Source organism: Pseudomonas sp. Irchel s3b2 (genome assembly GCF_900187445.1).
In the GTDB taxonomy this organism is placed as follows: domain Bacteria; phylum Pseudomonadota; class Gammaproteobacteria; order Pseudomonadales; family Pseudomonadaceae; genus Aquipseudomonas.
In genome coordinates, this window is the sequence record NZ_FYEB01000006.1 from 184,818 (window position 1) to 211,132 (window position 26,315).

The 26,315-nt window shown below is 60.3% G+C and carries 19 protein-coding genes; 6 read left to right on the forward strand and 13 right to left on the reverse strand.

Annotated features, from left to right (window positions below):
- Positions 1-75: 75 nt before the first annotated feature.
- From CKW20_RS16060 to CKW20_RS16080, 5 genes are all read right to left on the reverse strand, one after another.
- Positions 76-1,245 (reverse strand): lactonase family protein, encoded by a 1,170-nt coding sequence (locus CKW20_RS16060; protein WP_176466909.1) that lies wholly within the window; start codon positions 1,243-1,245, stop codon positions 76-78.
- On the reverse strand, positions 1,238-1,534 hold the full coding sequence (locus CKW20_RS16065) for a DUF5629 family protein (RefSeq protein ID WP_095053800.1): 297 nt from the start codon (positions 1,532-1,534) through the stop codon (positions 1,238-1,240). Before CKW20_RS16065 ends, CKW20_RS16060 begins: the two co-directional genes overlap by 8 nt.
- Before the next feature lie 199 nt (positions 1,535-1,733).
- A complete protein-coding gene (locus tag CKW20_RS16070) occupies positions 1,734-3,314 on the reverse strand; it encodes an aldehyde dehydrogenase (NADP(+)) (protein ID WP_095053801.1) in 1,581 nt (526 codons plus the stop codon).
- 10 nt (positions 3,315-3,324) lie between these two features.
- On the reverse strand, positions 3,325-4,317 hold the full coding sequence (araD1, locus tag CKW20_RS16075; RefSeq protein WP_095053802.1) for an AraD1 family protein: 993 nt from the start codon (positions 4,315-4,317) through the stop codon (positions 3,325-3,327).
- A 152-nt stretch (positions 4,318-4,469) separates the two neighbouring features.
- Complete coding sequence (locus CKW20_RS16080) at positions 4,470-5,792, reverse strand: MFS transporter (protein WP_095053803.1); 1,323 nt, start codon at positions 5,790-5,792, stop codon at positions 4,470-4,472.
- 193 nt (positions 5,793-5,985) lie between these two features.
- Between CKW20_RS16080 and CKW20_RS16085 the strand changes: the two genes are divergently transcribed.
- Together CKW20_RS16085 and CKW20_RS16090 are read left to right on the forward strand one after the other, a co-directional pair.
- Positions 5,986-7,722 carry an IlvD/Edd family dehydratase gene (locus CKW20_RS16085; protein WP_095053804.1) on the forward strand — a complete coding sequence of 579 codons (1,737 nt, stop codon included), beginning with the start codon at positions 5,986-5,988 and terminating at the stop codon, positions 7,720-7,722.
- Between the two features lie 184 nt (positions 7,723-7,906).
- Complete coding sequence (locus CKW20_RS16090; RefSeq protein WP_176466910.1) at positions 7,907-8,626, forward strand: FadR/GntR family transcriptional regulator; 720 nt, start codon at positions 7,907-7,909, stop codon at positions 8,624-8,626.
- A 116-nt stretch (positions 8,627-8,742) separates the two neighbouring features.
- Here the strand turns inward: CKW20_RS16090 and CKW20_RS16095 are convergent, their stop codons facing one another.
- Positions 8,743-11,127: an RND family transporter gene (locus tag CKW20_RS16095; protein WP_095053806.1), complete on the reverse strand. Its 2,385-nt coding sequence runs from the start codon at positions 11,125-11,127 to the stop codon at positions 8,743-8,745.
- 28 nt (positions 11,128-11,155) lie between these two features.
- Entirely contained in the window at positions 11,156-12,223 is a 1,068-nt protein-coding gene (locus CKW20_RS16100; protein ID WP_095053807.1) for a YCF48-related protein, read from the reverse strand.
- 565 nt (positions 12,224-12,788) lie between these two features.
- On the opposite strand from CKW20_RS16100, the gene CKW20_RS16105 reads away from it, so the two are divergent.
- Both CKW20_RS16105 and CKW20_RS16110 read left to right on the forward strand, forming a co-directional pair.
- Positions 12,789-13,835, forward strand: coding sequence for an aromatic ring-hydroxylating dioxygenase subunit alpha (locus tag CKW20_RS16105; RefSeq protein WP_095053808.1), 1,047 nt, complete (start codon positions 12,789-12,791; stop codon positions 13,833-13,835).
- Positions 13,832-14,782, forward strand: coding sequence for a PDR/VanB family oxidoreductase (locus tag CKW20_RS16110; protein ID WP_095053809.1), 951 nt, complete (start codon positions 13,832-13,834; stop codon positions 14,780-14,782). Before CKW20_RS16105 ends, CKW20_RS16110 begins: the two co-directional genes overlap by 4 nt.
- A 12-nt stretch (positions 14,783-14,794) precedes the next feature.
- On the opposite strand, the gene CKW20_RS16115 is transcribed toward CKW20_RS16110, so the two are convergent.
- From CKW20_RS16115 to CKW20_RS16130, 4 genes are all read right to left on the reverse strand, one after another.
- Positions 14,795-15,508, reverse strand: coding sequence for a GntR family transcriptional regulator (locus CKW20_RS16115; protein WP_095053810.1), 714 nt, complete (start codon positions 15,506-15,508; stop codon positions 14,795-14,797).
- A 299-nt stretch (positions 15,509-15,807) separates the two neighbouring features.
- The gene (locus tag CKW20_RS16120; RefSeq protein WP_095053891.1) at positions 15,808-17,679 is read right to left on the reverse strand and encodes a feruloyl-CoA synthase; all 1,872 of its coding nucleotides are present in this window, start codon (positions 17,677-17,679) and stop codon (positions 15,808-15,810) included.
- A gap of 145 nt (positions 17,680-17,824) precedes the next feature.
- Entirely contained in the window at positions 17,825-19,273 is a 1,449-nt protein-coding gene (locus CKW20_RS16125) for an aldehyde dehydrogenase (protein ID WP_095053811.1), read from the reverse strand.
- A gap of 128 nt (positions 19,274-19,401) precedes the next feature.
- Positions 19,402-20,232 (reverse strand): p-hydroxycinnamoyl CoA hydratase/lyase, encoded by an 831-nt coding sequence (locus CKW20_RS16130; protein WP_095053812.1) that lies wholly within the window; start codon positions 20,230-20,232, stop codon positions 19,402-19,404.
- A 213-nt stretch (positions 20,233-20,445) separates the two neighbouring features.
- Here CKW20_RS16130 and CKW20_RS16135 point away from each other — a divergent pair, with 213 nt between their 5' ends.
- Positions 20,446-20,934, forward strand: a complete 489-nt coding sequence (locus CKW20_RS16135; protein WP_095053813.1) for a MarR family winged helix-turn-helix transcriptional regulator — start codon at positions 20,446-20,448, stop codon at positions 20,932-20,934.
- A 6-nt stretch (positions 20,935-20,940) separates the two neighbouring features.
- Here the strand turns inward: CKW20_RS16135 and CKW20_RS16140 are convergent, their stop codons facing one another.
- A complete protein-coding gene (locus tag CKW20_RS16140; RefSeq protein WP_095053814.1) occupies positions 20,941-22,251 on the reverse strand; it encodes an OprD family porin in 1,311 nt (436 codons plus the stop codon).
- Positions 22,252-22,585: 334 nt separating this feature from the next.
- Here CKW20_RS16140 and mhpT point away from each other — a divergent pair, with 334 nt between their 5' ends.
- A complete protein-coding gene (gene mhpT / locus CKW20_RS16145; protein ID WP_095053815.1) occupies positions 22,586-23,821 on the forward strand; it encodes a 3-(3-hydroxy-phenyl)propionate transporter MhpT in 1,236 nt (411 codons plus the stop codon).
- Between the two features lie 50 nt (positions 23,822-23,871).
- On the opposite strand, the gene CKW20_RS16150 is transcribed toward mhpT, so the two are convergent.
- On the reverse strand, positions 23,872-26,301 hold the full coding sequence (locus CKW20_RS16150) for an RND family transporter (RefSeq protein ID WP_095053816.1): 2,430 nt from the start codon (positions 26,299-26,301) through the stop codon (positions 23,872-23,874).
- Positions 26,302-26,315: the final 14 nt, after the last annotated feature.

Sequence of the window (26,315 nt, forward strand, 5' to 3'; positions counted from 1 at the left end):
AAATGCTTTGTAGCATTAGCCGATATCAGTCTCATTAATAGAAGGTTGCAGGCCCCATCATCTGGGGCCTGCGGTCTATTGACGCACCAGAAACTTGAGGTCGCTGGGGGCATCCATCGGCAGTTTCTGCACGGTTTTACCCAACAGACCGGTCTTGGCATCGCGCTCGACGACCACAATCTGATGGCTTTTCTGATTGGCAATCAGCACGAACTTGCCACTTGGGTCGAGGCTGAACTCGCGCGGGTGATCACCGTCCACCGAGCGGCGCTGAAGCTCTTTCAAGTGCCCGGTCGCCGGGTCGATGGCGAACACCAGCAACTGATTGGTGGTGCCACGGTTGCTGACGTAAAGGAATTTGCCATCGGCCGAGGCGTGAAGCGCAGCCGCGGCCTTGCCCGAGGTAGGCAGACCCGCCGCCAGATCGACCAATTGCGTTTGCTCAAGCTTGCCGTCCCGGTAATCGAACACCGCGACTTGCGCGCTCATTTCCAGGGTCAGCCAGGCATGTTTACCATCGGCGCTGAACAACAAGTGTCGCGGCCCGCTGCCGGGTGGTAACTGGACGGACGCCGGTTTGGCGGCGGTCAACGGCCGCTCCGGATTGGCCTTGGGATCGAAGCGATAGACAAAAATCTTGTCCGCCCCCAAGTCGTTGGAAAACACGTATTGGCCATCCGGCGATGAAATCACCGAATGCACATGCGCCGACTTCTGCCGCTCGGGATTGACCCGGCTGGACGGATGACTGCTCATCTGCACGACCGGTTTGAGCGCGCCATCGCTGCCCATTGGTAACACCGCCAGAGTGCCGCCCGGGTCTTCAGCCACCGAGTAGTTGCTGACAAACACGTGACTGGCATCACCGCTGACGCTCGAGTGCGTCGGTTCGTTGCCCAGGGTTTGCACCTGACTGATCAGGCTCAACTCATGGGTCTTGGGGTCGATCGCATAACTGCTCACACGACCTACCGGATCGGCCTGACCGGGGCCGTTTTCGTTGACCGCGAACAGGCGCTGTTGATCTTTGGACACCGCCAGCCAGGACGGGTTGGCGCTCTTCACCACTTGCAGGGGGTTGGCGTCGATCTGCCCGGTGCGGCTATCGAAGTTCAGACGATAAATCCCCTCGCTCTGGCCGGCGGTGTACGAGCCCACCAGCAACTGGTAACTGTCGGCCGGGGCCGCTTGCACGCCCATTGCGCCGACGCTTCCGGCCATCAACAGCGGCCAGAAGTTACGCATCCTCATTCGTTTCGTCCTCGTCGTCACCACCGCCGAAGGCTTCCATCGGCACCAACCGGTGCTCGCCGGAATCACCGATTATGATCCAGCTCTTCAAGTCAGGATCGAAAGTCGCCGCCGCGATTTGCGCCACGCTGAACTCCCAGCGCTTGAGCGCCCGACCGTCCATGCATTCGATGTGCAGGTTATCGTCTTCATCGAGGGAGAAATCGAAAGCGTGCAGCCCGTCGATCTCCAGCATGTCGCAGTGTTCGAGGGCTTCGATCAAAGTGTTGGTTACGGCAGTCATGGCAGTCAATCTTTGAATGGGAAAAACGCAATGATAGCTCATCACACCGCAATGATCGTTCCCACGCGCAGCAAAGGAATGCCTCAACGGACGCTCTGCGTTCGGCTGTTGATGCGACGCGGAGCGTCACGGGCTGCATTCCCACGCGGAGCGTGGGAACGATCAGTTTCAGCGGACCGAGCCAATCAGTTGTGGGCTGCTAGAGAGCCTCGCGCGATGGCTTGCCATCGACCAGGCGCTGGATGCGCAACGGATTGCCATTCTTCAGCGCTTCCGGCAGCAGGCTGTCGGGGTAGTTCTGGAAGCACACCGGGCGCAGGAAACGGTCGATGGCCAGGGTGCCCACCGATGTGCCGCGCGCATCGGAAGTCGCGGGATATGGCCCGCCATGGACCATCGCGTCGCAGACTTCCACGCCGGTTGGATAGCCGTTGAGCAGGATCCGTCCGACCTTCTGCTCCAGCAATGCCGTCAGCTCTCCAAAGTGCTCGAAGTCCGCCGGTTCACCGATAATGGTTGCTGTCAGTTGTCCGTGCAGACCATTCAACGCGGCACTGAGTTGCGCCTGATCCGCTACTTCGACAAATACCGTGGTCGGACCGAATACTTCTTCTTGCAGCACTTCATCGCCATCGATCAACAGGTTGACATCGGCCTTGAACAGTTGCGGCTGTGCCTGATTGCCTTGCTGTGGACTGCCCGCCAGATGCTCGATCTGCGAATGTGCGAGGAGTTTTTGCAGGCCTTTGCCATAGCTGTTCAAGGTGCCGGAGTTAAGCATGGTCTGTGCCGGCTGATCACCGATCAATCCGGCCACTTGCTGCATGAATCCACTGAACTGCGGCGAACGAATGCCGATCACCAACCCCGGATTGGTACAGAACTGCCCACAACCCTGGACCACCGAAGCCGTGAGGTCACGGGCGATGCTTTCAGCACGAACTTGCAGCGCTTGAGGCAGCACGATCACCGGGTTGATGCTCGACATCTCGGCAAACACCGGAATCGGCTGCGCACGTGCCGCGGCCATGTCGCACAGCGCACGACCACCCTTCAGTGAGCCGGTAAAACCGACCGCCTGAATCGCCAGGTGCTTGACCAGCGCTTCACCCACCCCGCCACCATAGATCATGTTGAACACACCGGCGGGCATGGCGGTTTTCTCCGCGGCGCGGATCACGGCGTCGGCCACCCACTCGGCGGTTGCCATGTGGCCACTGTGGGCCTTGAACACCACCGGGCAACCGGCGGCCAATGCCGAAGCGGTGTCGCCGCCTGCCGTGGAAAACGCCAATGGAAAGTTACTCGCGCCAAACACCGCGACCGGCCCGAGGCCGATGCGGTACTGACGCAGGTCCGGACGCGGCAATGGCTTGCGCTCAGGCAATGCCCGATCAATCCGCGCCCCATAGAAATCACCGCGCCGCAGCACCTTGGCGAACAAACGCATCTGGCCGCTGGTGCGCCCACGCTCACCTTGAATACGGCCGGCCGGCAACGCGGTTTCGCGGCAGACCACGGCAACAAAGTCATCGCCCAGGGCATCCAGTTCATCGGCAATCGCATCTAGGAATTGCGCGCGTCGTTCAGCGCTCAGGCTGCGATAGGCCGGGTAAGCAACGGCGGCAGCCTTCGCGGCGGCGTCGACTTCTTCAGGGGTGGCCTGATAGAAATCGTGGGGCAAAGCCTCGCCCGTGCTGGCATCGACGCTCTGGAGTTTGACGGTGCCAGCAGCGCTGCGCTGACCGCCAATGTAATTGTGACCAAGAATCCGGGTCATGGGTGTCTCCTTAAAGTGTGCCGACGGTGCCGGGTTCAAACGCCGCTTCAACCGGTGCAATGCCGTTGATCAAGGGCGCGCCGAACTCGGCCTGGCTGATCTCGAACACATCACCCGGTTGGGTGCGGATGCCGTCAGCGAAAGACAGGGTCGCGGTGCCGAAGAAGTGAATATGCACGTCTCCGGGGCTCAGGAACTGGCTGTACTTGAAATGGTGGTACTCGAGGTTTTCCAGGCTGTGGCACATGTTCGCTTCGCCACTGAGGAATTCGTTCTGCCACAGCACTTCACCATCGCGCAGGATGCGGCTGGTGCCTGCCAGATGCTGGGGCAATTCGCCGACCCGAAGCTCCGGGCCATAACTGCAACTGCGCAATTTCGAATGGGCCAGATAAAGGTAATTCTTGCGCTCCATCACATGATCGGAGAACTCGTTGCCCACCGCGAAACCGAGGCGATACGGTTTGCCGTCGTGGCCGATTACATAGAGACCGCTGAGTTCGGGTTCCTCCCCGGCATCTTCGGCGAACGGCGGCAGCGGGAACGGTTGGCCCGGTCGCACAACGATGCTGCCGTCGCCCTTGTAGAACCACTCCGGTTGCACGCCGGCTTGGCCGCTCGCGGGTTTACCGCCCTCCACGCCCCACTTGAAGATGCGCATGGTGTCGGTCATGGCGGTTTCGTCGCCGACCTGCTGATGCATTTTGTCCCGGGCCGAAGCGCTGCCCAGATGGGTCAAGCCGGTGCCGCTGACCAGCATGTGCGCGGGGTCCGGGTGATCCAGCGGTGGGAGGATTTGCAGATTGGCCAGCAGCGCTGAATAGTCGTGGCTGATGCCCAACCCCAGGGTTTGAACCTGTTGCTCAAGATTGACGCCCGCCTCGATCGCCGCCAGCGCCAGATCCCGCACCGAGCGCGCATCCTGCACTTCGCGCACCAGGCCGTCCTCGACCACGCCGACGCGGCGTTCGCCGTTACTCAATTCGAACTGAACTAAACGCATGATTTTCTCCTGTTAACGCAAAACTTCAAAACAACGCAGGACCAATGTGGGACCGGGCTTGCTCGCGAAGAGGCCATCACATTCAACATCACTGGTGACTGACACGACGCCTTCGCGAGCACGCCCGCTCCCACATTTGAATTGTGTTGACCTCAGATACGGGTAGCCCCACGCGCACTGGCCGCAAACTCATCGGCCGGCAGCACATGCTTACGCTCCAGCAGCCGATAAACCACACCCGTCAGCACCAGGCCGAACACCATCACGCAAGACAAGAAGTACAACCCCGACGCCAGATTGCCGGTGTATTCCTTCAGCGCACCGATCACGAACGGACCGATGTAGCCACCGAGGTTGCCCACCGAGTTGATCAACGCGATCCCCGCCGCGGCACTGGCGCCGGCGAAGAAGCGACCCGGCAAGGTCCAGAACACCGCAGTGCAGGAAAACAGCGCGAACGCCACCAGGCACAGCGCCGCCAATTGCAGCACCGGCACCGTCAGCCAGGCGCTGAGGAACAGACCGATGGCGCCCAACACATACAGCACCGCCAAATGACCGTAGCGATCATTCAAGCGATCGGAACTGCGCGGAATAATCAGCAAACCGATGATCCCGAAGATGTACGGCACCGATGACACGAAACCGGTCACCAGATCAGTACCACCGAACTGCTTGATCAACGTCGGCAACCACAAACCAAGACCGTAGATGCTCAGGGTCACCGGTAGATAGAACAGCGCCAGCAGCAACACGCGTTTGTCCTTCAGTGCATGCAGCGGATTGCCGTGGCGAGTCTGGCCGTATTGTTCCAGGTCCTTTTTCAGCTCGCCGGTTAGCCAGTCTTTCTCAGACTGGTCCATCCACTTCACTTGTTGCGGACCATCCGGCAAGTAACGCAGTACCGACCAGGTCAGCAGGATCGCGGGTGTACCGATGACGATGAACAGCCACTGCCAGCCGTGCAGCCCAAGAATCCCGTCCATGCCGAGCAAACCGCCGGACACCGGGCCGGTGATCATCATCGCGATGGGTTGGGAAAGGATGAACAACCCGAGGATCTTGCCGCGATGGCGGATCGGGAACCATTGGGTGATGTAGTACAGAACGCCCGGGAAGAACCCGGCTTCGGCCGCACCGAGCAGAAAGCGCATTACATAGAAGCTGTTCGGTCCCTGGACGAACGCCATGCCGATGGTGATGGCGCCCCAGGTGACCATGATCCGCGCGAACCAGCGCCGGGCGCCGAAGCGGTCGAGCATCAGGTTGCTGGGGATTTCCAGCAGGAAATAGCCAATGAAGAACAGCCCGGCACCCAGGCCGTAAGCCGCGTCGCCCAGACCGATGTCAGCGCCCATGTGCAGCTTGGCGAAACCTACCGCGGAGCGATCCACATAGGCGATCAGGTACAGCAGGATCAGGAAGGGAATCAGTTTCAGCGTGATGCGGCGAATAAGCCGCAGTTCCTGGCTCATGAGTTCGGTCTCCGATTGTTGTTGTTATAGAACCTCGGGGGACGCCTCTCGCAGAAAACCGCCAGGGCCATCCCTCCGTTGAAAACGACTATATAGTAATACTATTTAACCAACAACACTTCCAAACAGCCGAAATTGCGCTTATGTTACGCCGTAGTCCGAACAATATAGTCATACAATAAGAGAATCGATCATGTCTGATAAGAAACCCACCCTGCGCTCCGCCCAATGGTTTGGCACCGCCGACAAGAACGGCTTCATGTACCGCAGCTGGATGAAGAATCAGGGCATCGCCGACCATCAGTTCCACGGCAAGCCGATCATCGGCATCTGCAATACCTGGTCGGAACTGACCCCGTGCAACGCGCATTTCCGGCAGATTGCCGAGCACGTCAAGCGTGGGGTGATCGAAGCCGGCGGCTTTCCGGTGGAATTCCCGGTGTTCTCCAACGGCGAATCGAACCTGCGCCCCACCGCCATGCTCACCCGCAACCTGGCGAGCATGGACGTCGAGGAAGCGATTCGCGGTAACCCGATCGATGGCGTGGTGCTGCTCACCGGTTGCGACAAAACCACCCCGGCGCTGCTGATGGGCGCCGCCAGTTGCGACGTGCCGGCGATTGTCGTCACCGGCGGGCCGATGCTTAACGGTAAACACAAGGGCCAGGACATCGGCTCGGGCACAGTGGTCTGGCAGCTCAGCGAACAGGTCAAGGCGGGCACCATCACCATCGATGATTTCCTCGCGGCCGAGGGCGGCATGTCACGCTCGGCCGGTACCTGCAACACCATGGGCACGGCCTCGACCATGGCCTGCATGGCCGAAGCGCTCGGCACTTCCCTGCCCCACAACGCGGCGATTCCGGCGGTCGATGCGCGCCGTTATGTGTTGGCGCACATGTCCGGCATGCGCGCGGTAGAGATGGTGCGCGAAGATTTGAAACTGTCGAAAATCCTCACCAAGGAAGCCTTCGAAAACGCCATCCGTGTGAACGCTGCTATCGGCGGTTCGACCAACGCGGTGATCCACTTGAAAGCCATCGCCGGGCGCATCGGTGTCGAGCTGGACCTGGATGACTGGACCCGCATCGGTCGCGGCATGCCGACTATCGTCGACCTGCAACCCTCCGGGCGCTTTCTGATGGAAGAGTTCTACTACGCCGGCGGTTTGCCCGCGGTGCTGCGTCGCCTCGGCGAAGCCAACCTGATTCCGAACCCGAATGCCCTCACCGTCAATGGCAAAACCATCGGCGAGAACACCAAGGACGCACCAATCTACGGCCAGGACGAAGTGATCCGCACCCTCGACAACCCGATCCGCGCCGACGGCGGCATCTGCGTGTTGCGCGGCAATCTGGCGCCACTCGGTGCGGTGCTCAAACCCTCAGCCGCGAGTGCCGGGCTGATGCAACACCGTGGCCGTGCGGTGGTGTTCGAAAACTTCGACATGTACAAGGCGCGGATCAACGATCCGGAACTGGACGTGGATGCCGACTCGATTCTGGTGATGAAAAACTGCGGACCGAAGGGTTATCCGGGCATGGCCGAAGTCGGCAACATGGGGTTGCCGGCCAAGCTGCTGGCCCAGGGCGTAACCGACATGGTGCGGATTTCCGACGCCCGCATGAGCGGCACTGCGTATGGCACTGTTGTTCTGCATGTGGCACCGGAAGCCGCAGCCGGCGGGCCTTTGGCGGCGGTGAAGGAAGGCGACTGGATCGAGCTCGATTGCGCCAACGGGCGGTTGCACCTGGACATTCCGGATGCGGAGCTGGCGGCGCGCATGGCGGATCTGCAACCGCCACAGCAGTTGATCGTGGGCGGTTATCGCCAGCTGTACATCGACCATGTGCTGCAGGCGGATCAGGGTTGCGACTTTGACTTCCTGGTTGGGTGCCGAGGGGCCGAGGTGCCGCGTCACTCTCACTGACATCATCACCTCCCTGTAGGAGCTGGCTTGCCAGCGAAAGCGGATAGTCAGTCGACATCAATGTTGGCTGTGCCGCCATCTTCGCTGGCAAGCCAGCTCCTACAGTGTCTTATCCCTGCCTCAAGATTGCGCCGTGCCTGCTATCATGCGCGGCACCCCATCGTTCAGGATCGCGCCGTTCCCCATGGATTACCGCAAACCCTCCGACCGCAAAAGCATGCATTCGCGCATCGTCCAGGAACTGGGCATGCAGATCGTCTCGGGACGGTTCAAACCGGACGACAAACTCCCCGCCGAAGCCCTGTTGTGCGAGGAGTACGCAGTCAGCCGGCCGGTGCTGCGCGAAGCCACTCGCGTATTGGTCGCCAAGGGCCTGGTGTATTCCCGTCCGCGGGTCGGCACGGTGGTCAAGCAGCGCAAGGAATGGCACATGCTCGACCCGGATGTGCTGCACTGGCTGATGCAAAGTAGTCCACAAAATGAATTCTTTGATCTGTTGACCAGCGTGCGCAGCATCATCGAACCAGCCGCCGCCGCGTTGGCTGCACAGTTCGCCACTGATGACGACATTGCTTCCATCGGTGAAGCCTACCAACGCATGGAAGCGGCGCCGACCCCGGAAGCCTTGCTGCAACCGGATCTGGATTTTCACAGCCGGATCGCCGACGCAACCCACAACGACTTGCTGGCGAACCTGTGCAACATGCTGTCGGTGGCGATTGCCGAAGCGTTGAAGCACTCCAACCAACGACCGAATCTGCATGAACTGGCGCTGCCACGGCACAAGGCGATCCTGACTGCTATCGAGAATCGTGATGCGTTGGGCGCGCGGCATGCGACGCTGGTGCAGTTGGATGATGCGCGTAGTGCGCTGAATGCGGTGCTGGGTACCGATTTGTCATAAAACGCAGTACCTGATCGTTCCCATGCTCCGCGTGGGAATGATCAGGCTGCGATATTTTGATCTTCGAATAAAAAAAGCCGCAACCAAGGTTGCGGCTTTTCTGTTCCTGCCCGGGATCAGTGAGCGAACAGCGAGTTGCCCTTCTGCCCCGCCAGTTTCTCCGGTTTGATCAGGAACCGCGCCAGCGCTGGCAGTAGCCACAACGCGCCGAACATGTTCCACAGCAGCATGAAGGTCAGCATCAGGCCCATGTCAGCCTGGAACTTGATCGCCGAGAAGATCCAGGTGCACACGCCGATCGCCAGGCACAGGCCGGTGAACAGCACGGCTTTACCGGTGGACTTCAGCGTCTGGTAATACGCCTCTTGCAGCGGAAGACCGGCACGCAGGAAGCTTTCCAGTCGGCTGTAGATGTAGATCCCGTAGTCCACGCCAATCCCCACCCCGAGCGCGACCACCGGCAAAGTCGCCACTTTCACGCCGATGCCCATGAACGCCATCAACGCGTTGCCGAGGACCGAGGTCAGTACCAGCGGCAGCACGATGCACAAGGTCGCCGCCCAGGAACGGAAGGTGATCATGCACATGGTCGCGACACAGATGTACACCAGAACCAGAATCGTCAGTTCGGAGCGCTTGATCACCTCGTTGGTGGCCGCTTCGATCCCGGCATTACCGGCGGCGAGGATAAACTCCAGGCCTTCCTTGTTGTTCTCCTTGGCGAAGTCCTGCACCGCATGCACCGCGCGGTCCAGGGTTTCGGCTTTGTGGTCGTTGAGGAACACCAGCACCGGCGCCAGGGAGCAATTATTGTTGTACAGGCCATCGGCACGGGCGATGGAGTTGTTCAGCACATCAGGGTTGCGTGACAGGGTTTCCCATTTCAGGTTGCCTTCGTTCATGCCCTTGATCATCTGCTTGGACACGGTCACCAGTGAGATCGCCGACTGCACGCCCTCGGTGTTCTGCATTTTCCACATCAGCTCGTCGATTGGCGCCATGGCTTCATAGCGCGAGCAACCTTCGGACTTGGTCTTGACCATCACCACCAACACATCGGAACTGGTGGAGTAGTTATTGATGATAAAGCTGTTGTCCTTGTTGTAACGCGAGTCCGGACGCAGCTCCGGCGCGCCCTGGTCGAGGTCGCCGATTTTCAGGTTCTGGCTGTACCAGAGACCACCACCGAAAGCGATCAGCGCCAGGGCAATGGAAATCGGTGCGACTTTGGGGCTGGCGAAATTCGACAGCAGACGCCAGAACGGATGCTCGCGGTGCGCGTCTTTCTTGCTGCGTTCGACGGCACGTTTGCTGATGCCGACGTAGGAAATCGCCACCGGCAGCAGAATCAGGTTAGTGAACACGATCACTGCCACGCCGATGGACGCGCCAATGGCCAGTTCGCGAATCACGCCAATATCGATGATCAACAGCGTGATAAAGCCCACCGCATCCGCGAGGATCGCGATCATTCCCGGCAGAAACAGCTGACGGAATGTACGGCGTGCCGCAGTCAGCGCGTTCTCCGCCTCGCTGGACTGCAAGGCGATACCGTTGATTTTCTGTACGCCGTGGGAAATCCCGATGGCGAAGATCAGAAACGGCACCAGCATCGAGTACGGGTCAAGCCCGAAGCCGAAGAAGTGCATCAGGCCCAACTGCCAGACCACTGCCACCAGCGTGGTGCTTAATACCGCCACGGTGCTGCGCATGCAGTTGGTAAACCAGTACAGCAGGATCAGGGTAATGACGAAGGCGACGCCGAAGAACATCACCACCATGACCAGCCCATCGATCAGGTCGCCGACTTTCTTGGCGAACCCGACAATGTGGATCTTCACGTTGGGGTTCTGCGCTTCGAACTTATTGCGGATCTTGTCTTCGAGCTCGTGAGAGAACTTGCGGTAGTCCAGCGCCAGCAACTTGCCCTGATCCTGCGGGTCCGGGTAGGACTCCAGCAGCGGGATGTCGACGATGCTCGACTTGAAATCGTTGGCCACCAGGCGCCCGACTTGCCCGGACTTGAGCACGTTGTTGCGCAGCAGGTCGAGACTTTGCTGGGAGCCGTTATAGCTCTGGGGAATCACTTCACCGCCGGCGAAGCCCTCCTCCGTCACCTCGGTCCAGCGCACGCTCGGGCTCCACAGCGACTTGAGGCCGGAACGGTCGACGCCGGAAATGTAGAACACCTCGTCGTTGATTTGACGCAGGGTCTCCATGTACTCCTTGGAAAAGATGTCGCCGTCGGTGGCTTCCACGGAAATCCGCACCGTGTTGCCCAGGTTCGCCAGATCGTTGCGGTGCTCCATCATTTTTTCAATGAACGGATGCTCAAGCGGGATCATTTTTTCGAAACTGGTGGACGGCCGGATCAGCGTCGCCTGCCAGAACAGGAAAACACTGACCAGCAGGCAGATGGCGATCACTGCTGGGCGGTTGTTGAAAATCAGGCGTTCGAGAAACGTCGCCTTATCCTGATGAGGAGTGCTTAAGGATGTCATAGACCCGCCTTCTTATTATTTGCCCGGCTCATTTGGACGACCCGTTTTTTCCATTCTCTGCGCCAGTTGGCGTAGTGACGCGAACGCCGCCCTGTCCTGCCAGAATCAGATTACCGTTGCCTGCCGCCGTGACCGCCGAGACAGAGATGCGGTCCGGGCGGTTGAACACGCTGAAGGTCTCGCCATCGTCGGTGCTGCGAATGATGCTGCCGCCATTGCCGACGATCACGATGGAACCGTCATCGAGCAGCGTGGCGCCGGACAAGCCGAACTCCAGCGCGCCGCGTGCAGCCTTGAGCTCGACCTGCTCCCAGGTGCTGCCGAAATCGGTGGAACGGTAGAGATTGCCGCGCAACCCATAGGCCAGCAGAGTGGCCGGTTGCGCAGTGCCGATCACACCGAACAGCGAGCCTTCGTAGGGGCCCTCAAGCTTTTCCCAGGTCTGCCCATCATCGGCGGAGCGGAACATGCTGCCCTGCTCGCCGACGATGAAAATGCCGGAATCCTTGACCGCGGCAATGGCGTTGAGGTGGTACTGGTCTTCGTTGTCCAGGCGATCACTGGCGTCTTCCCAGTTTTTACCGCCGTCGGTGGTTTCCAGCAAGGCACCGTAAGCGCCTACGGCAAAGCCGCTGTCAACGTCCTTGAACCAGACGTCGAGCAACGGCGATTCGCGTTTCAGGTCTTCGAATTGTTTGGTCCAGGTGATACCGCCGTCTTCGCTGGCGAGGATCTGCGCGTCATGGCCGACAGCCCAACCGTGTTTGTCATCGACAAAAAACACCGCCGTCAGCAATTGCCGGGTCGGCACCTTGGCCTGGGTCCAGGTCGCGCCCTGGTCATCGGAATATAGAATGTGCCCGCGATCGCCGACCGCCACCAGGCGTTTGCCAGCGTGTACGACATCGAGCATCAGGCCTTTGCTGGCCTTGGCGGATTCAACGGAATAGACCACGTCGGAGGCCGACGCGGCAGCGGCCAGCGCAGGCGCCGACAGCACCGTACAGCCCAACAGCGAGAGCGCTGTAGCCAGCAACGCGAACCTGCGTAACGCCGGCGGGCGGCAAATACTCACACCCATGACAGGCTCACTCATAGACCTTACCCCCACATTATTATTGTTAGGTCGTTCAACCCTTCAGGGCGCCGTAAGGGGTGCTCATCGGGATTGCCCTATTCCAGAGCATAGTCCTGAAACCCGCAATCCAGAGCCCCTTCGGAAGCTGGCTTATCCTATCGGGGTTTGGAAAGGTCTGACAATCGACGCCACGTTATGTTTTGTTAACTGGAGGGGATATGGGTTGTGGATGAATGAGGAGGTATTCGGAGGGGTGATTTGGGTTTGGGTTTGGGTACATATCCGTTACCGCAGAAACGGATATGCAATCCAAAAACACCAAGGCCGGCAGTGAAACCCATGCCGCGATAGCGGTATATCAGGCCACATCAATATTGACTGCACCTTCGTCTTCGCGGGCAAGTCGGATCGCCGCACCTCCGTTCCTACAGATTCCGCGCTTGACTGACTGGTTTTAGCAGAGGTCCTCAACCCATCAGTGGATCCATTAAATCATTATTAAGTAGAATTAATTTGACATCCACCTCATGAATCACCACTAATGGATCCACTAAATAACAAAAAACAACCTTGGAGAATCTCCATGTACCCCAAGAACACCTGGTACGTCGCCTGTACGCCCGATGAAATCGCCGACAAACCGCTGGGCCGTCAGATCTGTGGTGAGAAGATGGTTTTTTATCGCGGGCACGAAGGCAAAGTGGCGGCTGTCGAGGACTTCTGCCCCCATCGCGGCGCTCCGCTGTCCTTGGGCTACGTGGAAAACGGCAACCTGGTGTGCGGGTATCACGGCCTGGTGATGGGCTGCGACGGCAAGACCGTGGAAATGCCCGGGCAGCGGGTTCGCGGCTTTCCGTGCAACAAAACATTCGCCGTGGTCGAGCGCTACGGATTTATCTGGGTCTGGCCTGGCGATCAGGCGTTGGCCGACCCGGCGCTGATCCACCACCTGGAATGGGCAGTCAGCGACGAGTGGGCCTATGGCGGCGGTCTGTTCCATATCCAGTGCGATTACCGCCTGATGATCGACAACCTGATGGACCTGACTCACGAAACCTACGTTCATGCGTCCAGCATCGGCCAAAAGGAAATCGATGAAGCACCGCCAGTGACCACGGTCGACGGCGATGAGGTGGTCACCGCCCGCCACATGGAAAACATCATGGCCCCGCCCTTCTGGCGCATGGCTCTGCGCGGCAACAATCTGGCCGACGATGTGCCGGTGGATCGCTGGCAGATCTGCCGCTTCACCCCGCCTAGTCATGTGCTGATCGAAGTCGGCGTGGCCCATGCCGGCAAAGGCGGTTATCACGCCCCCCAGCAGTTCAAGGCATCGAGCATCGTCGTCGACTTCATCACGCCGCAAACCGAAACCTCGATCTGGTACTTCTGGGGCATGGCGCGCAATTTCAATCCGCAGGATCAAGCTCTGACCGCGAGCATTCGCGAAGGTCAGGGCAAGATTTTCAGCGAGGACCTGGAGATGCTCGAACGCCAGCAACAGAACCTGCTCAGTCACCCCCGCCGCAACTTGCTCAAGCTCAATATTGACGCCGGCGGCGTGCAGTCACGCCGGGTTCTGGAACGCCTGATCGCGAAGGAACAAGCGCCGCAGGAGTCAATGGCATGATCGAAGTGCTGGTGGTATCCCGCAACAACGAAGCCCAGGACATCTGCAGCTACGAGCTGGTCAGTGTCGATGACCGACCGCTGCCGGCCTTCAGCGCCGGTGCGCATATCGATGTGCACCTGCCTGGCGGTTTGGTCCGACAATACTCCCTGTGCAACCACCCTGAAGAACGCCATCGCTACCTGATCGGCGTGCTCAAGGATCCGACCTCTCGCGGTGGTTCGCTGACCATGCACGAGCAGATCCACCCCGGCACGCGGCTGTCTATCAGTGAGCCGCGCAACCTGTTTGCGCTGGCTCATGAAACCAGGCGCAGCTTGCTGTTTGCTGGCGGCATCGGGATCACGCCGATCTTGTGCATGGCCGAACGCCTGGCCCACAGCGGCGCGGATTTCGAGCTGCATTACTGTGCCCGATCACGGGACCGTGCGGCCTTTGTCGAACGCCTGCAACACTCGCCTTTTGCCGACCGGGTGTTCCTGCATTTCGATCAGGAACCCGACACTGCGCTGGACGCGGCCAAGGTCCTGGCCACGCCTCAGAATGACGTTCATTTATATGTGTGTGGCCCCGGCGGTTTTATGCAGCATGTACTGGACACGGCCAAGGCCAAAGGCTGGCAGGAACAATGCCTGCACCGCGAGTACTTCGCCGCCAACCCCATCGACACTGACGCCGATGGCAGTTTCTCGATCAAGGTCGCCAGCAGCGGTCAGGTCTTCGAGGTGCCGACCGACAAGAGCGTGGTGCAGGTGCTGCAAAACCAGGGCATCGAGATCGCCATTTCCTGCGAACAGGGTATTTGTGGCACTTGCCTGACTCGGGTTCTGGAGGGCGTGCCGGAACACCGTGACCTGTTCCTCACCGAGGATGAACAGGCCTGCAACGACCAGTTCACTCCTTGCTGCTCGCGCTCGAAAACGCCGCTGTTGGTGCTGGACATCTGAAGAAAACCGCGCCTATTCCGGGCGGAGAATGACCTTCATCCGCTCGTCGGCCGCCGCCGAGCCGAAGATCTCGGCATAACGCAATGTGGCATTGGCGTGCTCGCGCATGATGGCTTCGGCACGCGCCCCCTGACGATTGACCAGGGCATCGAACACCGAATGGTGCTGCATGTGAGCGTAGTTGAAGCGTCGGTATTCCCGGACCATGTCGTTGCGGTCCACGGCCAGGGCGGTCACCGACGCGAACGGCAAGTGGTCGTTGCGCGCCAGGGCGTCGGCGATCGCCGGATTGTGGCTGCCTTCGACGATCACCTCGTGAAAACGCATGTTGAGATCGTGATAGACCTCCAGGTCCTCGATCGTCACAAATCCCTTGTCGAACAGCTGATCACCTTGCATCAGGCACTGTTCAAGGGTCGCCCGGGCCTCGTCCGATAACCCGCGCTCGGCGGTCTGACGCGCCGCAAGGCCTTCGAGTACGCCCCGCACTTCTACCGCACCGGCAATGTCATCGGGGCTGACCGAACGCACCTGAAACCCGCGCCCGCCAAAACGCACCAGCAAGCCTTCCTGCTCCAGCGTGCGAAAGGCCATGCGCACCGGCATTCGCGAAACCCCGAACAATTGCGCCGTCGGAATTTCCATCAAGCGCTCGCCAGCCGCCAGCTCGCCCGAGGCGATCATCTTGCGCAACGCGACCAGCACCGTTTGACCGGGCTTACTCATCCAGGCAACTTCCAGAAAACGTGGGTCACCATAGTAACGCAAGGTTCGAAGGAGACGTTGGGGCGGAGTGTCAGGTCGCTTAAAAATAAAATCAAAAAATCGCAGCCTTCGGCAGCTCCACAGATACTGTGAACGACACCGAACCCGTAGGAGCCGGCTTGCCGGCGAAGGCGTTTTCATGGGCGCTGCATGGCATGAGGCTTTCTTCGCTGGCAAGCCCCTACAAGTCGGGCCAGGCCCGATAATCGGGGGTGAACACGGTCCATTCAGGAGCTGCCGAAGGCTGCGATTGTTTGATCTTAGGCTCTCAGGATAGAAGGCTCTTCGCCGCGATACAGCGCCTCGACCTTGTCGGCACGCCACTGGAGCACGGCGCGTTGGTTGATCGAGCCCTTGTCGGTGATTTCACCACGGTCGATGGAGGCGGGTTCGTCGAGTAGCGCAATCCATTCCAGGCGGCTGGCATTACCGGTCGCATCGCGGTTGAGCCGTTGCAGCCAATCGCCGAACCAGTCTCGCACCGGCACGCTGGCCAAGACCTCGGCATCGCTGGCGTCCGCACTCAATCCGGCCAGACGTCGGCATTCGTACAGCCGGGGGAAGACCAGCGCACCCAGGCACTCGCGGTCCGGCGCCGCCACCACCAAGTCCTGAACATAGGGTGAGCCTTCGAGCACTGCGCGATTGCGTAATGGGCCGACGCTGACAAACACGCCGGAACTCAGTTTGAAGTCCTCGGCGATGCGCCCGTCGAACATCAACCCCAATTGCGGATTACCGGCATCGGCCAGTTTCAACGCGTCGCCGGAACAATAGAAACCCTGCTCATCAAACACCTCGGCGGACTGCTGCGGCGCGCGCCAGTAGCCCGGCATGATGTGCGGCCCGCGAAAGCGCCCTTCCAGCTTGCCGTCCACCGGCACCAGCCGCACTTCACAACCGGGTGCCGGCAGGCCGATGTAGCCGGCCATGGACAATGGCCCGGTGGTGAACGTGCAGGACGGTGCCGCCTCGGTCATGCCGAGCCCGGCCATCATGCGAATGCGTTCGCCACAATGCTGTTCGGCGACCCGGTCCAGGCGATCCCAAACGCGTTGGGACAAACCGGCGGCGGCGAAAAAGAACAGCTTGATGCGCGAGAAGAAACGTTCGCGCAACTCTTCGTTCTGCTCCAGCGTATTGACCAGTTCTTCCCAGCCCTTGGGCACGGTGAGGTACGCGGTGGGCGATATTTCCGTGAGGTTGCGCAGTGTTTCAGCAAACCCCTGGACGGTCGGCTTGCCATCGTCCAGGTAAAAGGTGCCGCCGTTGTACAGCACGATCCCGACGTTGTGACTGCCGCCGAAGGTGTGATTCCACGGCAGCCAGTCCACCAGCACCGGAGGTTCTTCGCCAAACACCGGGAAGGTCTGCAACAGCATCTGCTGGTTGGCGCAGAGCATGCGCTGGGTGGTGATCACTGCCTTGGGCAGCTTGGTGGAGCCTGAGGTAAACAGGAATTTGGCGATGCTGTCCGGCCCGGTAGCCGTGAAAGCACAATCGGCCTCGGCACCGCCGGGCTTTTCCAGCAGGCTGGCAAAGCTTGCCTGATTGCGGCCAGGAATTTGACCGCACACGGTGATCAGCGGCGTTTCGGCCGGCAGCACCGCATCGATCGCCCGCTGATAGGCCGCGGCGTCGCTGACAAACACCAGGCCCGGTTGCAGCAGATTGCAGACATGCCGCAGCTTGGCGAAATCCTGGGACAACAACGAATAGGCCGGTGAAATCGGACTATAGGGAATGCCGGCATACATGGCGCCGAGGGCGATCTGCAAATGCTCGATGTCATTGCCCGAGAGGATCGCCAGTGGTCGCTCGGCCGACAGCCCGTAACCCAGCAGGCTTTGGGCAATGGCACGCACGCTGGTCAGCATTTCGGCGTAACTTACCCGCCGCCAGTCGCCGCCGTTCTGGCGAGCGGCGATAAAAGTCTGTTGCGGGCGCACATGGGCCCAATGCACCAGGCGATCCAGCAACCGTACAGGCAACTCGGCCAAGGGTTCCAGAGAGCGCATATGCAGGATGCCCTGCTCTTCGCTGACCTCGACCGCAGGTTGACCGATGGACACCTGGCGATAACGCGGCGCGTTGGTTTCGGTCTGGGGTGGCGATCTGAATTCGGAACTCACGTGCTTGTCCTCCATCAAGGCATGCCACCGGTCCGCCGGGAAGCGATCAACCGGGGCATGGCAGCGTGTGGCTGCAGCCTTGTTATTGTTATGTCTGGCCTGCACGCGGGCGGAAGCGTTCGTCCGCCCGACATGCGGCGGATGCTCAGATCGGGTAGTGCCGCGGGCCGTTCTGCAAGGTCACCCAGCGTAATTGGGTGAACTGCTCGATGGACGCCTTGCCGCCAAAACTGCCATAACCGCTGGACTTGACCCCGCCGAAGGGCATCTGCGCCTCGTCGTGCACGGTCGGGCCGTTGATATGGCAGATGCCCGACTCGACCCGCTGGGCCAGGGCCAGAGCGCGGCCGGTATCGCGGCTGAAGATTGCCGCCGACAGACCGAACTCGGAATCGTTGGCCAAGCGCAGCAGTGCTTCATCGCCCTCGCCGCGCAACACCACCGCAACCGGGCCAAAGGACTCTTCACGGTACAGGCGCATGGCATCGGTGACACCATCGAGCAAGGTCGGCTGCAGAATGCTGCCCTCCAACCGGCCACCCGCGACCAGGGTGGCGCCCTTGTCGAGGGCATCGTCGATCAACAGCTTGATGCGTTCACCGGCGCTGCTGTCCACCAACGAACCGAGCACCGAACCTTCGGCATTGGGGTTGCCGGCGGGCAAGGTGGCGATCTTCGCCGCCAGTTTGGCGACAAAGACATCGGCCACTTGGGCATCGACGATCAGGCGCTCGGTGGACATGCAGATCTGTCCCTGATTAAAGAAGGCGCCGAAGGCCGCAGCCTCCACCGCTGCATCCAGGTCGGCATCCTCCAGCACCAGGAACGGCGCCTTGCCTCCCAGCTCCAGCAACGCCGGTTTGAGATGACGCGCCGACAATTCACCGACGATACGCCCGACATGGGTCGAGCCGGTGAAGTTGACCCGACGCACCGCCGGGTTGGCAATCAGCCGCTCGACAATCGCTGCGGCATCCTGGGGCGCGTTGCTGATGACGTTGACCACGCCATCACCGAGGCCTGCGTCCTGCAACACCTGGCCGATCAGCCGGTGCACCGCCGGGCTCAGTTCCGACGCCTTGAGCACCACGGTGTTGCCGCAGGCCAACGGCATGGCGATGGCGCGGGTGGCGAGGATCACCGGGGCGTTCCAGGGCGCGATGCCCAGCACCACGCCGCACGGTTGACGCAAGGCCATGGCGAAGCTGCCGGGCACATCGGAGGGAATGACTTCGCCGGTAATCTGAGTGGTCATGCACGCGGCTTCGCGCAGCATGTTGGACGCCAGATGCACATTGAAACCGTACCAGTTGGCCATGGCACCGGTCTCGCCGGCCGCCGCGATGAATTCCGCGCTGCGGGCCTGCAACTGCTCGGCCGCACGTAACAACCGGGTGCGTCGTTCATTCGGGGTCAGGGCCGCCCAGGCGGGAAATGCCGCTTTGGCCGCGGCCACGGCGGCGTCGGCATCTTCCAGGGTGGCGGCGGCAACCCGCGACACGACTTCGCCGGTCACCGGATTACGCCGTTCGAAGGTTCGACCGTCTCGGGCGGGGCACGACTGGCCGCCGATCAGCAGGGGCACGTCCAGCATGGTGATTCCTCTTTATTGTCTTTATCGGGAATACGTTCGAGGGGCTCACAGTAGCGCCTGGGCGCCGGGGCGAATAGCTGGCAGACGCTCGATCGCCCGGCCAGCTCGCCTTGAATCAACGCCGGATGTCAGCGTTTGTAAGTCTGCAAACCGGGCTTGATGCTCTTGTCGTCGAGGAACTGCTTCATGCCCTGCTCGCGGCCACCTTCGGTGTCCAGCAGGCGCGACTGATCGAGCTTGGCGTAGAGGTAATCTTCGTTCTGCTCCCAAGTCAGTTCGCGGCAACGCTTGAAGCCGTGCTTGGCTGCCCGCAGCACCACCGGGTTTTTCTCCAACAAGTTACGCGCAAGCTCGACTGTCACTTCACGCAGTTGCGCCAGGGGTACGCTCTCGTTAACCAGGCCCATCTCGGCGGCTTTCTGCCCGCCAAAGGTCTTGCCGGTCATGATGTAGTACAGCGACTGGCGATGGCCCACGGTGTCGGCCATCGCTTTGCTCACCAGATTGCCCGGTGGAATGCCCCAGTTGATTTCCGACAGGCCGAAGGTTGCTTCATCAGCGCAAATCGCCAGATCGCAGGCTACCAATGGGCTGAAACCGCCACCGAAGCACCAGCCGTTGACCATGGCGATGGTCGGCTTCGCGTACATGCGCAGCAGTTTCCATTGCCATTGCGAGGCTTCACGGCGGATTTTTTCCTGAAGGATTTCCGGGCCGGCGTCCACTTCGCGGAAGTACTCTTTGAGGTCCATGCCCGCGGTCCAGGAATCACCGGCACCGGTGAGCACCAGCACGCCGGCGGCTGGATCCTGCTCCAGGGTTTCCAGAACGTCGATCATCTCGCGGTTCAGGGTCGGGCTCATGGCGTTGCGTTTTTCCGGACGGTTGAGGATGACCCAGGCGATGCCTTCGTCGATTTCCACGTTGACCGTTGTCCAGCGACCTTCGTAATTGCTCATGGCGATGCTCTCTTGTTCTTGGCTTGAAGATGAGCAAAAACTAAACCGCAAATATAGTTATGTCAATTAACTATTAATAAAATTAACCGAATGTTTTTTTGTTCCTGAAATCAGCTCAGAGCTCAGCAATCTGAAAGTGACCATGGCTATCCCCGGCCAATCTCGGCAAACTAGATAGCCTTCTTAACCGCTAGCCTGAGGATTCACCCTGCAATGGCCAAGTCTTCCAAGATTGCCGCCGCCCCCGAGGCCCCTGCCGACAGCGCCGAAACCCAGGCGCCGCTGGACTCCGCTCTGGATGACCTGATCGGTTACGCCTTGCGCCGGGCGCAGCTCAAATTGTTCCAGAATCTGATTGGCCGGCTCTCGGCTCACGATCTGCGGCCGGCGCAGTTCTCGGCCCTTGCGATCATCGACCAAAACCCCGGGCTGATGCAGACCGACCTGGCCAAGGCCTTGGCCATCGAGCCACCGCAGGTAGTACCGCTGCTGAACAAACTGGAAGAACGGGCGCTGGCGGTGCGGGTGCGTTGCAAGCCAGACAAGCGCTCCTATGGGATTTTTCTCAGCAAGACCGGCGAGACGCTGCTCAAGGAATTGAAGCAGATCGCTGCCGAGAGCGACCTTGACTCCACGTCCGCCCTCGACAGCCACGAACGCGACGAATTGCTCCGACTGCTGAAGAAGGTCTATCAGGCCTGAAACGACTTACCAGATCGGCAAGGTGTAGAGCACCAGAAAGCGGGTCTGGTTTTCATCGCGAAACGCCGCGCCGGCGGGGAAGTCATTGCGATAGATCGACTTGCGCGCCATCAGCCCGACGTTTTTCAGCGGGCCACTCTGGATCACATACCCCAGCTCCATCTGGAATTCCCGCTCCTTGCGGTCGTCGGCATTCAGTGCCGTCAGCTCAATATGGTCACCGCGCACATAACGCAGCCGGCTCTTCAGGCCGGGCACCCCGGCGGCGGCGAAGTCATAGTCGTAGATCGCCTGCCAGGTCCGCTCCTTGGCATTGAGAAAGTCCGAACTCATGGTCAGCTCACTCATGCCCATCAACTCGGTGCCCGACACATAAGGCGTCGCCGTATCACCACTGGCGTGCATATAGCCCAGGCTCAGGCGATGGCCACCAAAGCGGTAGCCGAACAGCGCCGACAGGTTGCGGTTGTCCACCTTGCCGGCCTTGGCACTGCCATCCTCGTCGCTGAAAAAACTGCGCAGATCAGTGGTCAGCGTGCCCTCGCCCACCTGCTGATTGTGCAGCAAGGCCAGGGTGTTCTGCTGGTAAAGGTCCGCCACTTCGGCGTGATAGGCGCGCAGGCTGAGGTCCTTGGTCACCTGATAATCGCCACCGACATAGGCCATGTGCGATGAGGTGGCCGCGCCATTGAAACGCCGGTTCGGCGAGGCGATGCTCATCGGCTGGTAGTCAGTGGAATCACGCTTGTTGATGCGATCGATGTAGCCAGTGTTGAGGGTCAGTCCGTCGATGTCCTTTGAACTGAGGGTGGTGCCACGAAAGGTCTGCGGCAGCAGCCGCGACGGACTGGCGAAAGCGAACGGCAGGAAGATCGACACATCGCCGGTCTTCACCGTGGTCTGGGCAAAACGCAGCTTGGCAGTCATGGCCAGGCGCGAATACTCGTCCGCCGCGCGCTTATCGCTGCTGGACACCGGCAGCAACTCGGTGCCGCTACGGTCCGGCGACGAATCCAGCTTCACCCCCATCAGCCCGCGGGCATCCAGGCCGAAGCCGACAGCCCCCGGGGTAAAGCCCGACTCCACATTCATGATGAAACCCTGAGCCCATTCCCTGGCTGCGGTTTTCGCCCCGTCATCCTTGTAGTCGCGATCCAGGTAGTAATTGCGCAAGGTCAAGGTGCCATGGCTGTCGTCGATGAAGCCTTCGGCCAGCGCCGGGGTGGCAATCACACTCAAGCCCAACAGGACCAGGCAAGGTGCGCGAACAGGTAAGGCTGAAGTCGCCGCAAGGGCGTTCCAAGGGAGCTTTGGCATGTTCGATGTCCACTTATTGTTGTTTTTTTTGAACGGGATCGCCAGGGTTGTTCCAGGGATCTCAGGCCAGAGAATGGAAACAGCCGAGGGGTGGCGTCAATCCACAATGACCGATAACCGAACATTAATATTATTATCTAATTTTTAGATCCATCTTACTCAATGCGTCATGACCTTGATTTTAATGAGATTAACGCCATTTTTTGACAAAAAACCTTGGCCGTTCATTTTTTAGTTATCTTTGTTAATCTTAATTCCAGCCTGTCATCGCTTGAGGCGAGCAGGCTCGCGCTCACCCGTCAGCACACCAACAAAAACAATAATGAGGTTCGCCATGGATACCCCATCACGTCGTACGACGCTGACCATTGCCCTGTGTTTTATCGTTGCACTGATTGAAGGCTTCGACCTGCAGGCCGCCGGCACTGCCGCCGCGGGCCTGCGCCAAACTTTTACCCTGGACCCGAAAATGATGGGCTGGGTGTTCAGCGCCGGCATCATCGGCTTGCTGCCGGGCGCCTTCTTCGGTGGCTGGATTGCCGATCGCATCGGTCGCAAGAAAATCCTCATCGGCGCCGTGCTGCTGTTCGGCGTGTTTTCGCTCAGCACTGCCTATGTCAGCACTTTCTCCGGCCTGCTGCTGGCGCGCTTCATGACCGGCCTGGGCCTTGGCGCCGCCCTGCCCAACCTGATCGCCCTGTGTGCCGAAGCCGTCGGTGAGCAACGTCGCGGCACCGCCATCAGCATCATGTATGCCGGCGTGCCATTGGGTGGAGCACTGGCGGCGGTGGTCGCCATGCTATTCGCCGACCATTGGCAGACGACCTTCATCATCGGCGGTCTCGCGCCGTTGCTGGTGGTACCGCTGATGATCCTGTTGCTGCCCGAATCCAGCGCCTTTCGTCAGCAACAAGGGACCGTCAACGTGGTGCGCGCTTCAACCGGCCAGGCACTGTTCGGCGAAGGCCGGGCCCGCGTCACCCTGGCGCTGTGGCTGAGCTACTTCTTCACCCTGACCGTGATGTACATGTTGCTCAACTGGCTGCCATCGCTGCTGCTGGAACAGGGTTTCAGCAAACCCCAGGCTGGCTTGGTGCAGATGCTGTTCAATATCGGCGGCGCCCTTGGCTCCCTGCTCGGCGGACTGCTGCTGGATCGCTGCAACGGCATCAAGGTGGTGCTGTTTGTCTATACCGGGTTGCTGGTGGCGCTGGCCGGAGTCGGCCTGTCGGTGGGCATTGTCCCTATGGGCATCGCCGGGTTTGCCGCGGGGTTGTTTGTGATGGCTGCGCAACTGGTGCTTTACGCCCTGGCACCGCCGTCGTACCCGACTTCAGTGCGTGCCACCGGCGTCGGCGCGGCAGTGGCCATCGGTCGCCTGGGGTCAGTCGCCGGGCCCTTGGCCGCGGGGCAGATTCTGGCAGCCGGAGCCGGCACCACCGGGGTATTGCTGGCGACCTCCCCCGGGTTGGTGATTGCAGCACTGACCATCATCAGCGTGATTGCCCGTTCGGCAGCGCGGACGGAACCCGAGCTCAACATGACGAACCCGGTCGCGGACAAATCCTGACAGGTCCAATCAGTCAACATGCGGAACCTGTGGGATTGCGCACTCAGCGTTTATCGGGACAGCTCCTTGACTAGTGGCACCAGCGAACTCATTTCAGGCTTTTTTGCGAAGACCTTCTGCGGCAGCAGCAACCAGGCCAATGCCGGCAGGAGGATCAAGGCACCGAGCATGTTCACCAGGAACATGAAGGCCAGCAGGATGCCCATGTCGGCCTGGAATTTGATCGGCGAGAAGGCCCAGGTCGATACCGCGACCGCCAGTGTCATGCCGGTCAGCAATACCACTTTGCCGGTGAACAACAGCGCCTGGTAATAGGCTTGGGCCAGAGTGTCGCCGGCACGCATTCGAGCCAGGATCACGCTCAACACATAGAGCGCGTAGTCGATGCCGATACCCACCCCGAGCGCGATTACCGGCAGTGTCGCCACTTTTACGCCCATGCCCAAACCCACCATCAGCGCCTCGCAAAGAATCGAGGTGAGCATCAGCGGCAGCATCGCGCAAAGGGTTGCTCGCCAGCTACGGAAGGTCAGCAGGCACAGCAGGCTGACCGCGCCGTAGACCCAGAACAGCATCTCGTGCATGGATTTTTTCACCACGATGTTGGTCGCGGCTTCGATTCCGGCGCTGCCGGCCGCCAGCATGAACTTGACCTCTGGGACCTGGTGCCCGGCGATAAATTTCTCGCTGGCCTCCACCACCCGACTCAGGGTATCGGCCTTGTGATCGGCCAGGTAAACGTACAGCGACAGCATCGAACAGCCCTGATTGAACAGCTCCCGCGGTGCCCGGGTCTGCACGGCGCCCAGCGCGCCGTCATTGGGGATCAGCTCATACCACTTGAAGTTGCCTTCGTTGTAACCGGCCGTGGCGATCTTGCTCATCGCCGCCATTGAAGTGGTCGACTCCACACCAGGCAATTGCTCCAGTTGCCAGGCCAACGCATCCACCGCAGACAGGCTGGCGTAGCGCGTGCACTGATCTTCCGGGGTCTTGATCATGACCACGAAAATGTCCGAACTGGCCGCATAGTTTTGGGTCATGAACAGCGCGTCGCGGTTGTAGCGCGAGTCGGCCCGCAACTCCGGGGCGCCGGGATCGAGATCGCCTATTTTCAGGTTCAGGCTCACGGCAAAACCGAACGCCGCCAGCAACAGGCCGCCCAGCATGGCGCCAATGGCCCAACGCCGTTGGGTGAACAAATCGAGCACACGCCACAACGGATGCTTGATCTGCGCCTGCAGCTCGGCGGTTTCCGAACTCAGGCTGCGTTGCGCCGCTGCCGGGCTGACACCGATGTAGCTGAGCAGAATCGGCAGCAGAATCAGGTTGGTGAAAATCAGCACCGCCACGCCGAGGCTGGCGGTGATCGCCAGGTCCTGAATCACCCGGATGTTGATCAGCAGCAACACGGCGAAGCCCACGGCATCGCAAAGCAAGGCGGTCATGCCGGCGGCGAACAGTCGGCGGAAGGTATAACGCGCGGCCACCACTCGGTGGGTGCCGCGACCGACGTCCTGCATGATGCCGTTCATCTTCTGCGCGCCATGGCTCATGCCGATGGCGAACACCAGAAACGGCACCAGTGCCGAGTACGGGTCCAGCTCGTACCCAAGCAAAGCGAGCAATCCCATCTGCCAGAGCACTGCCACCAACGAACAGGTCACCACGACCAGGGTGCTGCGCGCGCAACGGGTATAGCCATAGAGCACCACCACGGTCACCAGTACCGCCACAACGAAGAACAGCAGTACCTGGGTCAGCCCCTCGATCAGATCACCGACGATCTTGGTAAAACCGGTGATATGGATTCGCAGGTCATCGGTCTGGTATTTGCCCCGCAGGGTTTCCAGTTGCCGGGAAAAATCACCGTAGTCCAGGGCTTTGCCAGTCTGCGGACTGACTTCGAGCAACGGCACGAAGATCACGCTGGATTTGAAGTTGCCGGCGACCAATTGGCCGACTTCACCGGAACGGGCGACGTTGGTTCGCACCTGTTCGATACTGGTCGCCGAGCCATCGTAATCGTCGGGGATTACGGTGCCGCCATCGAGCCCTTCCTCGGTCACGGCGGTCCAGCGCGTGGTCGGTGTCCATAACGATTTCATGTAGGGGCGGTCGACTCCCGGCAGCAGATAGAGCTCGTCGTTGAGCCTGGCCAGGGTGTCGAGGTAATCCTTGGTGAAGATGCTGCCCTGTTTGACCTCCACAGCGATCCGCAACGAGTTGCCCAGACCGCTCAACTCGCTGCGATTCTCCAGGAAGTTGGCGACATAGGGGTGTCCCGTAGGGATGGTCTTCTCATAGCTGGCGTTGATACCGATGCGCGTGGCTTGCCAACCGAGCACCAGCGTCACCAGCAGACACAGCAGGATCACCAGCGGTCGATGGTTGAAGATCATTCGCTCGGCGAAATTTCCCGACGCCTGGTCGAAGTCTTCCAGGCGGCCGATCACGGTTTGGGTTTTGTCGTCTTTCAAAGTCTGACTCCTGT

What these genes read in the sequence shown, in the direction of transcription:
- CKW20_RS16060 (WP_176466909.1), bottom strand. Translation starts at nt 1,245, where the DNA reads ATGCGTAACTTCTGGCCGCTGTTGATGGCCGGAAGCGTCGGCGCAATG.
- CKW20_RS16065 (WP_095053800.1), bottom strand. Translation starts at nt 1,534, where the DNA reads ATGACTGCCGTAACCAACACTTTGATCGAAGCCCTCGAACACTGCGAC.
- CKW20_RS16070 (WP_095053801.1), bottom strand. Translation starts at nt 3,314, where the DNA reads ATGACCCGGATTCTTGGTCACAATTACATTGGCGGTCAGCGCAGCGCT.
- araD1 (WP_095053802.1), bottom strand. Translation starts at nt 4,317, where the DNA reads ATGCGTTTAGTTCAGTTCGAATTGAGTAACGGCGAACGCCGCGTCGGC.
- CKW20_RS16080 (WP_095053803.1), bottom strand. Translation starts at nt 5,792, where the DNA reads ATGAGCCAGGAACTGCGGCTTATTCGCCGCATCACGCTGAAACTGATT.
- CKW20_RS16085 (WP_095053804.1), top strand. Translation starts at nt 5,986, where the DNA reads ATGTCTGATAAGAAACCCACCCTGCGCTCCGCCCAATGGTTTGGCACC.
- CKW20_RS16090 (WP_176466910.1), top strand. Translation starts at nt 7,907, where the DNA reads ATGGATTACCGCAAACCCTCCGACCGCAAAAGCATGCATTCGCGCATC.
- CKW20_RS16095 (WP_095053806.1), bottom strand. Translation starts at nt 11,127, where the DNA reads ATGACATCCTTAAGCACTCCTCATCAGGATAAGGCGACGTTTCTCGAA.
- CKW20_RS16100 (WP_095053807.1), bottom strand. Translation starts at nt 12,223, where the DNA reads ATGAGTGAGCCTGTCATGGGTGTGAGTATTTGCCGCCCGCCGGCGTTA.
- CKW20_RS16105 (WP_095053808.1), top strand. Translation starts at nt 12,789, where the DNA reads ATGTACCCCAAGAACACCTGGTACGTCGCCTGTACGCCCGATGAAATC.
- CKW20_RS16110 (WP_095053809.1), top strand. Translation starts at nt 13,832, where the DNA reads ATGATCGAAGTGCTGGTGGTATCCCGCAACAACGAAGCCCAGGACATC.
- CKW20_RS16115 (WP_095053810.1), bottom strand. Translation starts at nt 15,508, where the DNA reads ATGAGTAAGCCCGGTCAAACGGTGCTGGTCGCGTTGCGCAAGATGATC.
- CKW20_RS16125 (WP_095053811.1), bottom strand. Translation starts at nt 19,273, where the DNA reads ATGCTGGACGTGCCCCTGCTGATCGGCGGCCAGTCGTGCCCCGCCCGA.
- CKW20_RS16130 (WP_095053812.1), bottom strand. Translation starts at nt 20,232, where the DNA reads ATGAGCAATTACGAAGGTCGCTGGACAACGGTCAACGTGGAAATCGAC.
- CKW20_RS16135 (WP_095053813.1), top strand. Translation starts at nt 20,446, where the DNA reads ATGGCCAAGTCTTCCAAGATTGCCGCCGCCCCCGAGGCCCCTGCCGAC.
- CKW20_RS16140 (WP_095053814.1), bottom strand. Translation starts at nt 22,251, where the DNA reads ATGCCAAAGCTCCCTTGGAACGCCCTTGCGGCGACTTCAGCCTTACCT.
- mhpT (WP_095053815.1), top strand. Translation starts at nt 22,586, where the DNA reads ATGGATACCCCATCACGTCGTACGACGCTGACCATTGCCCTGTGTTTT.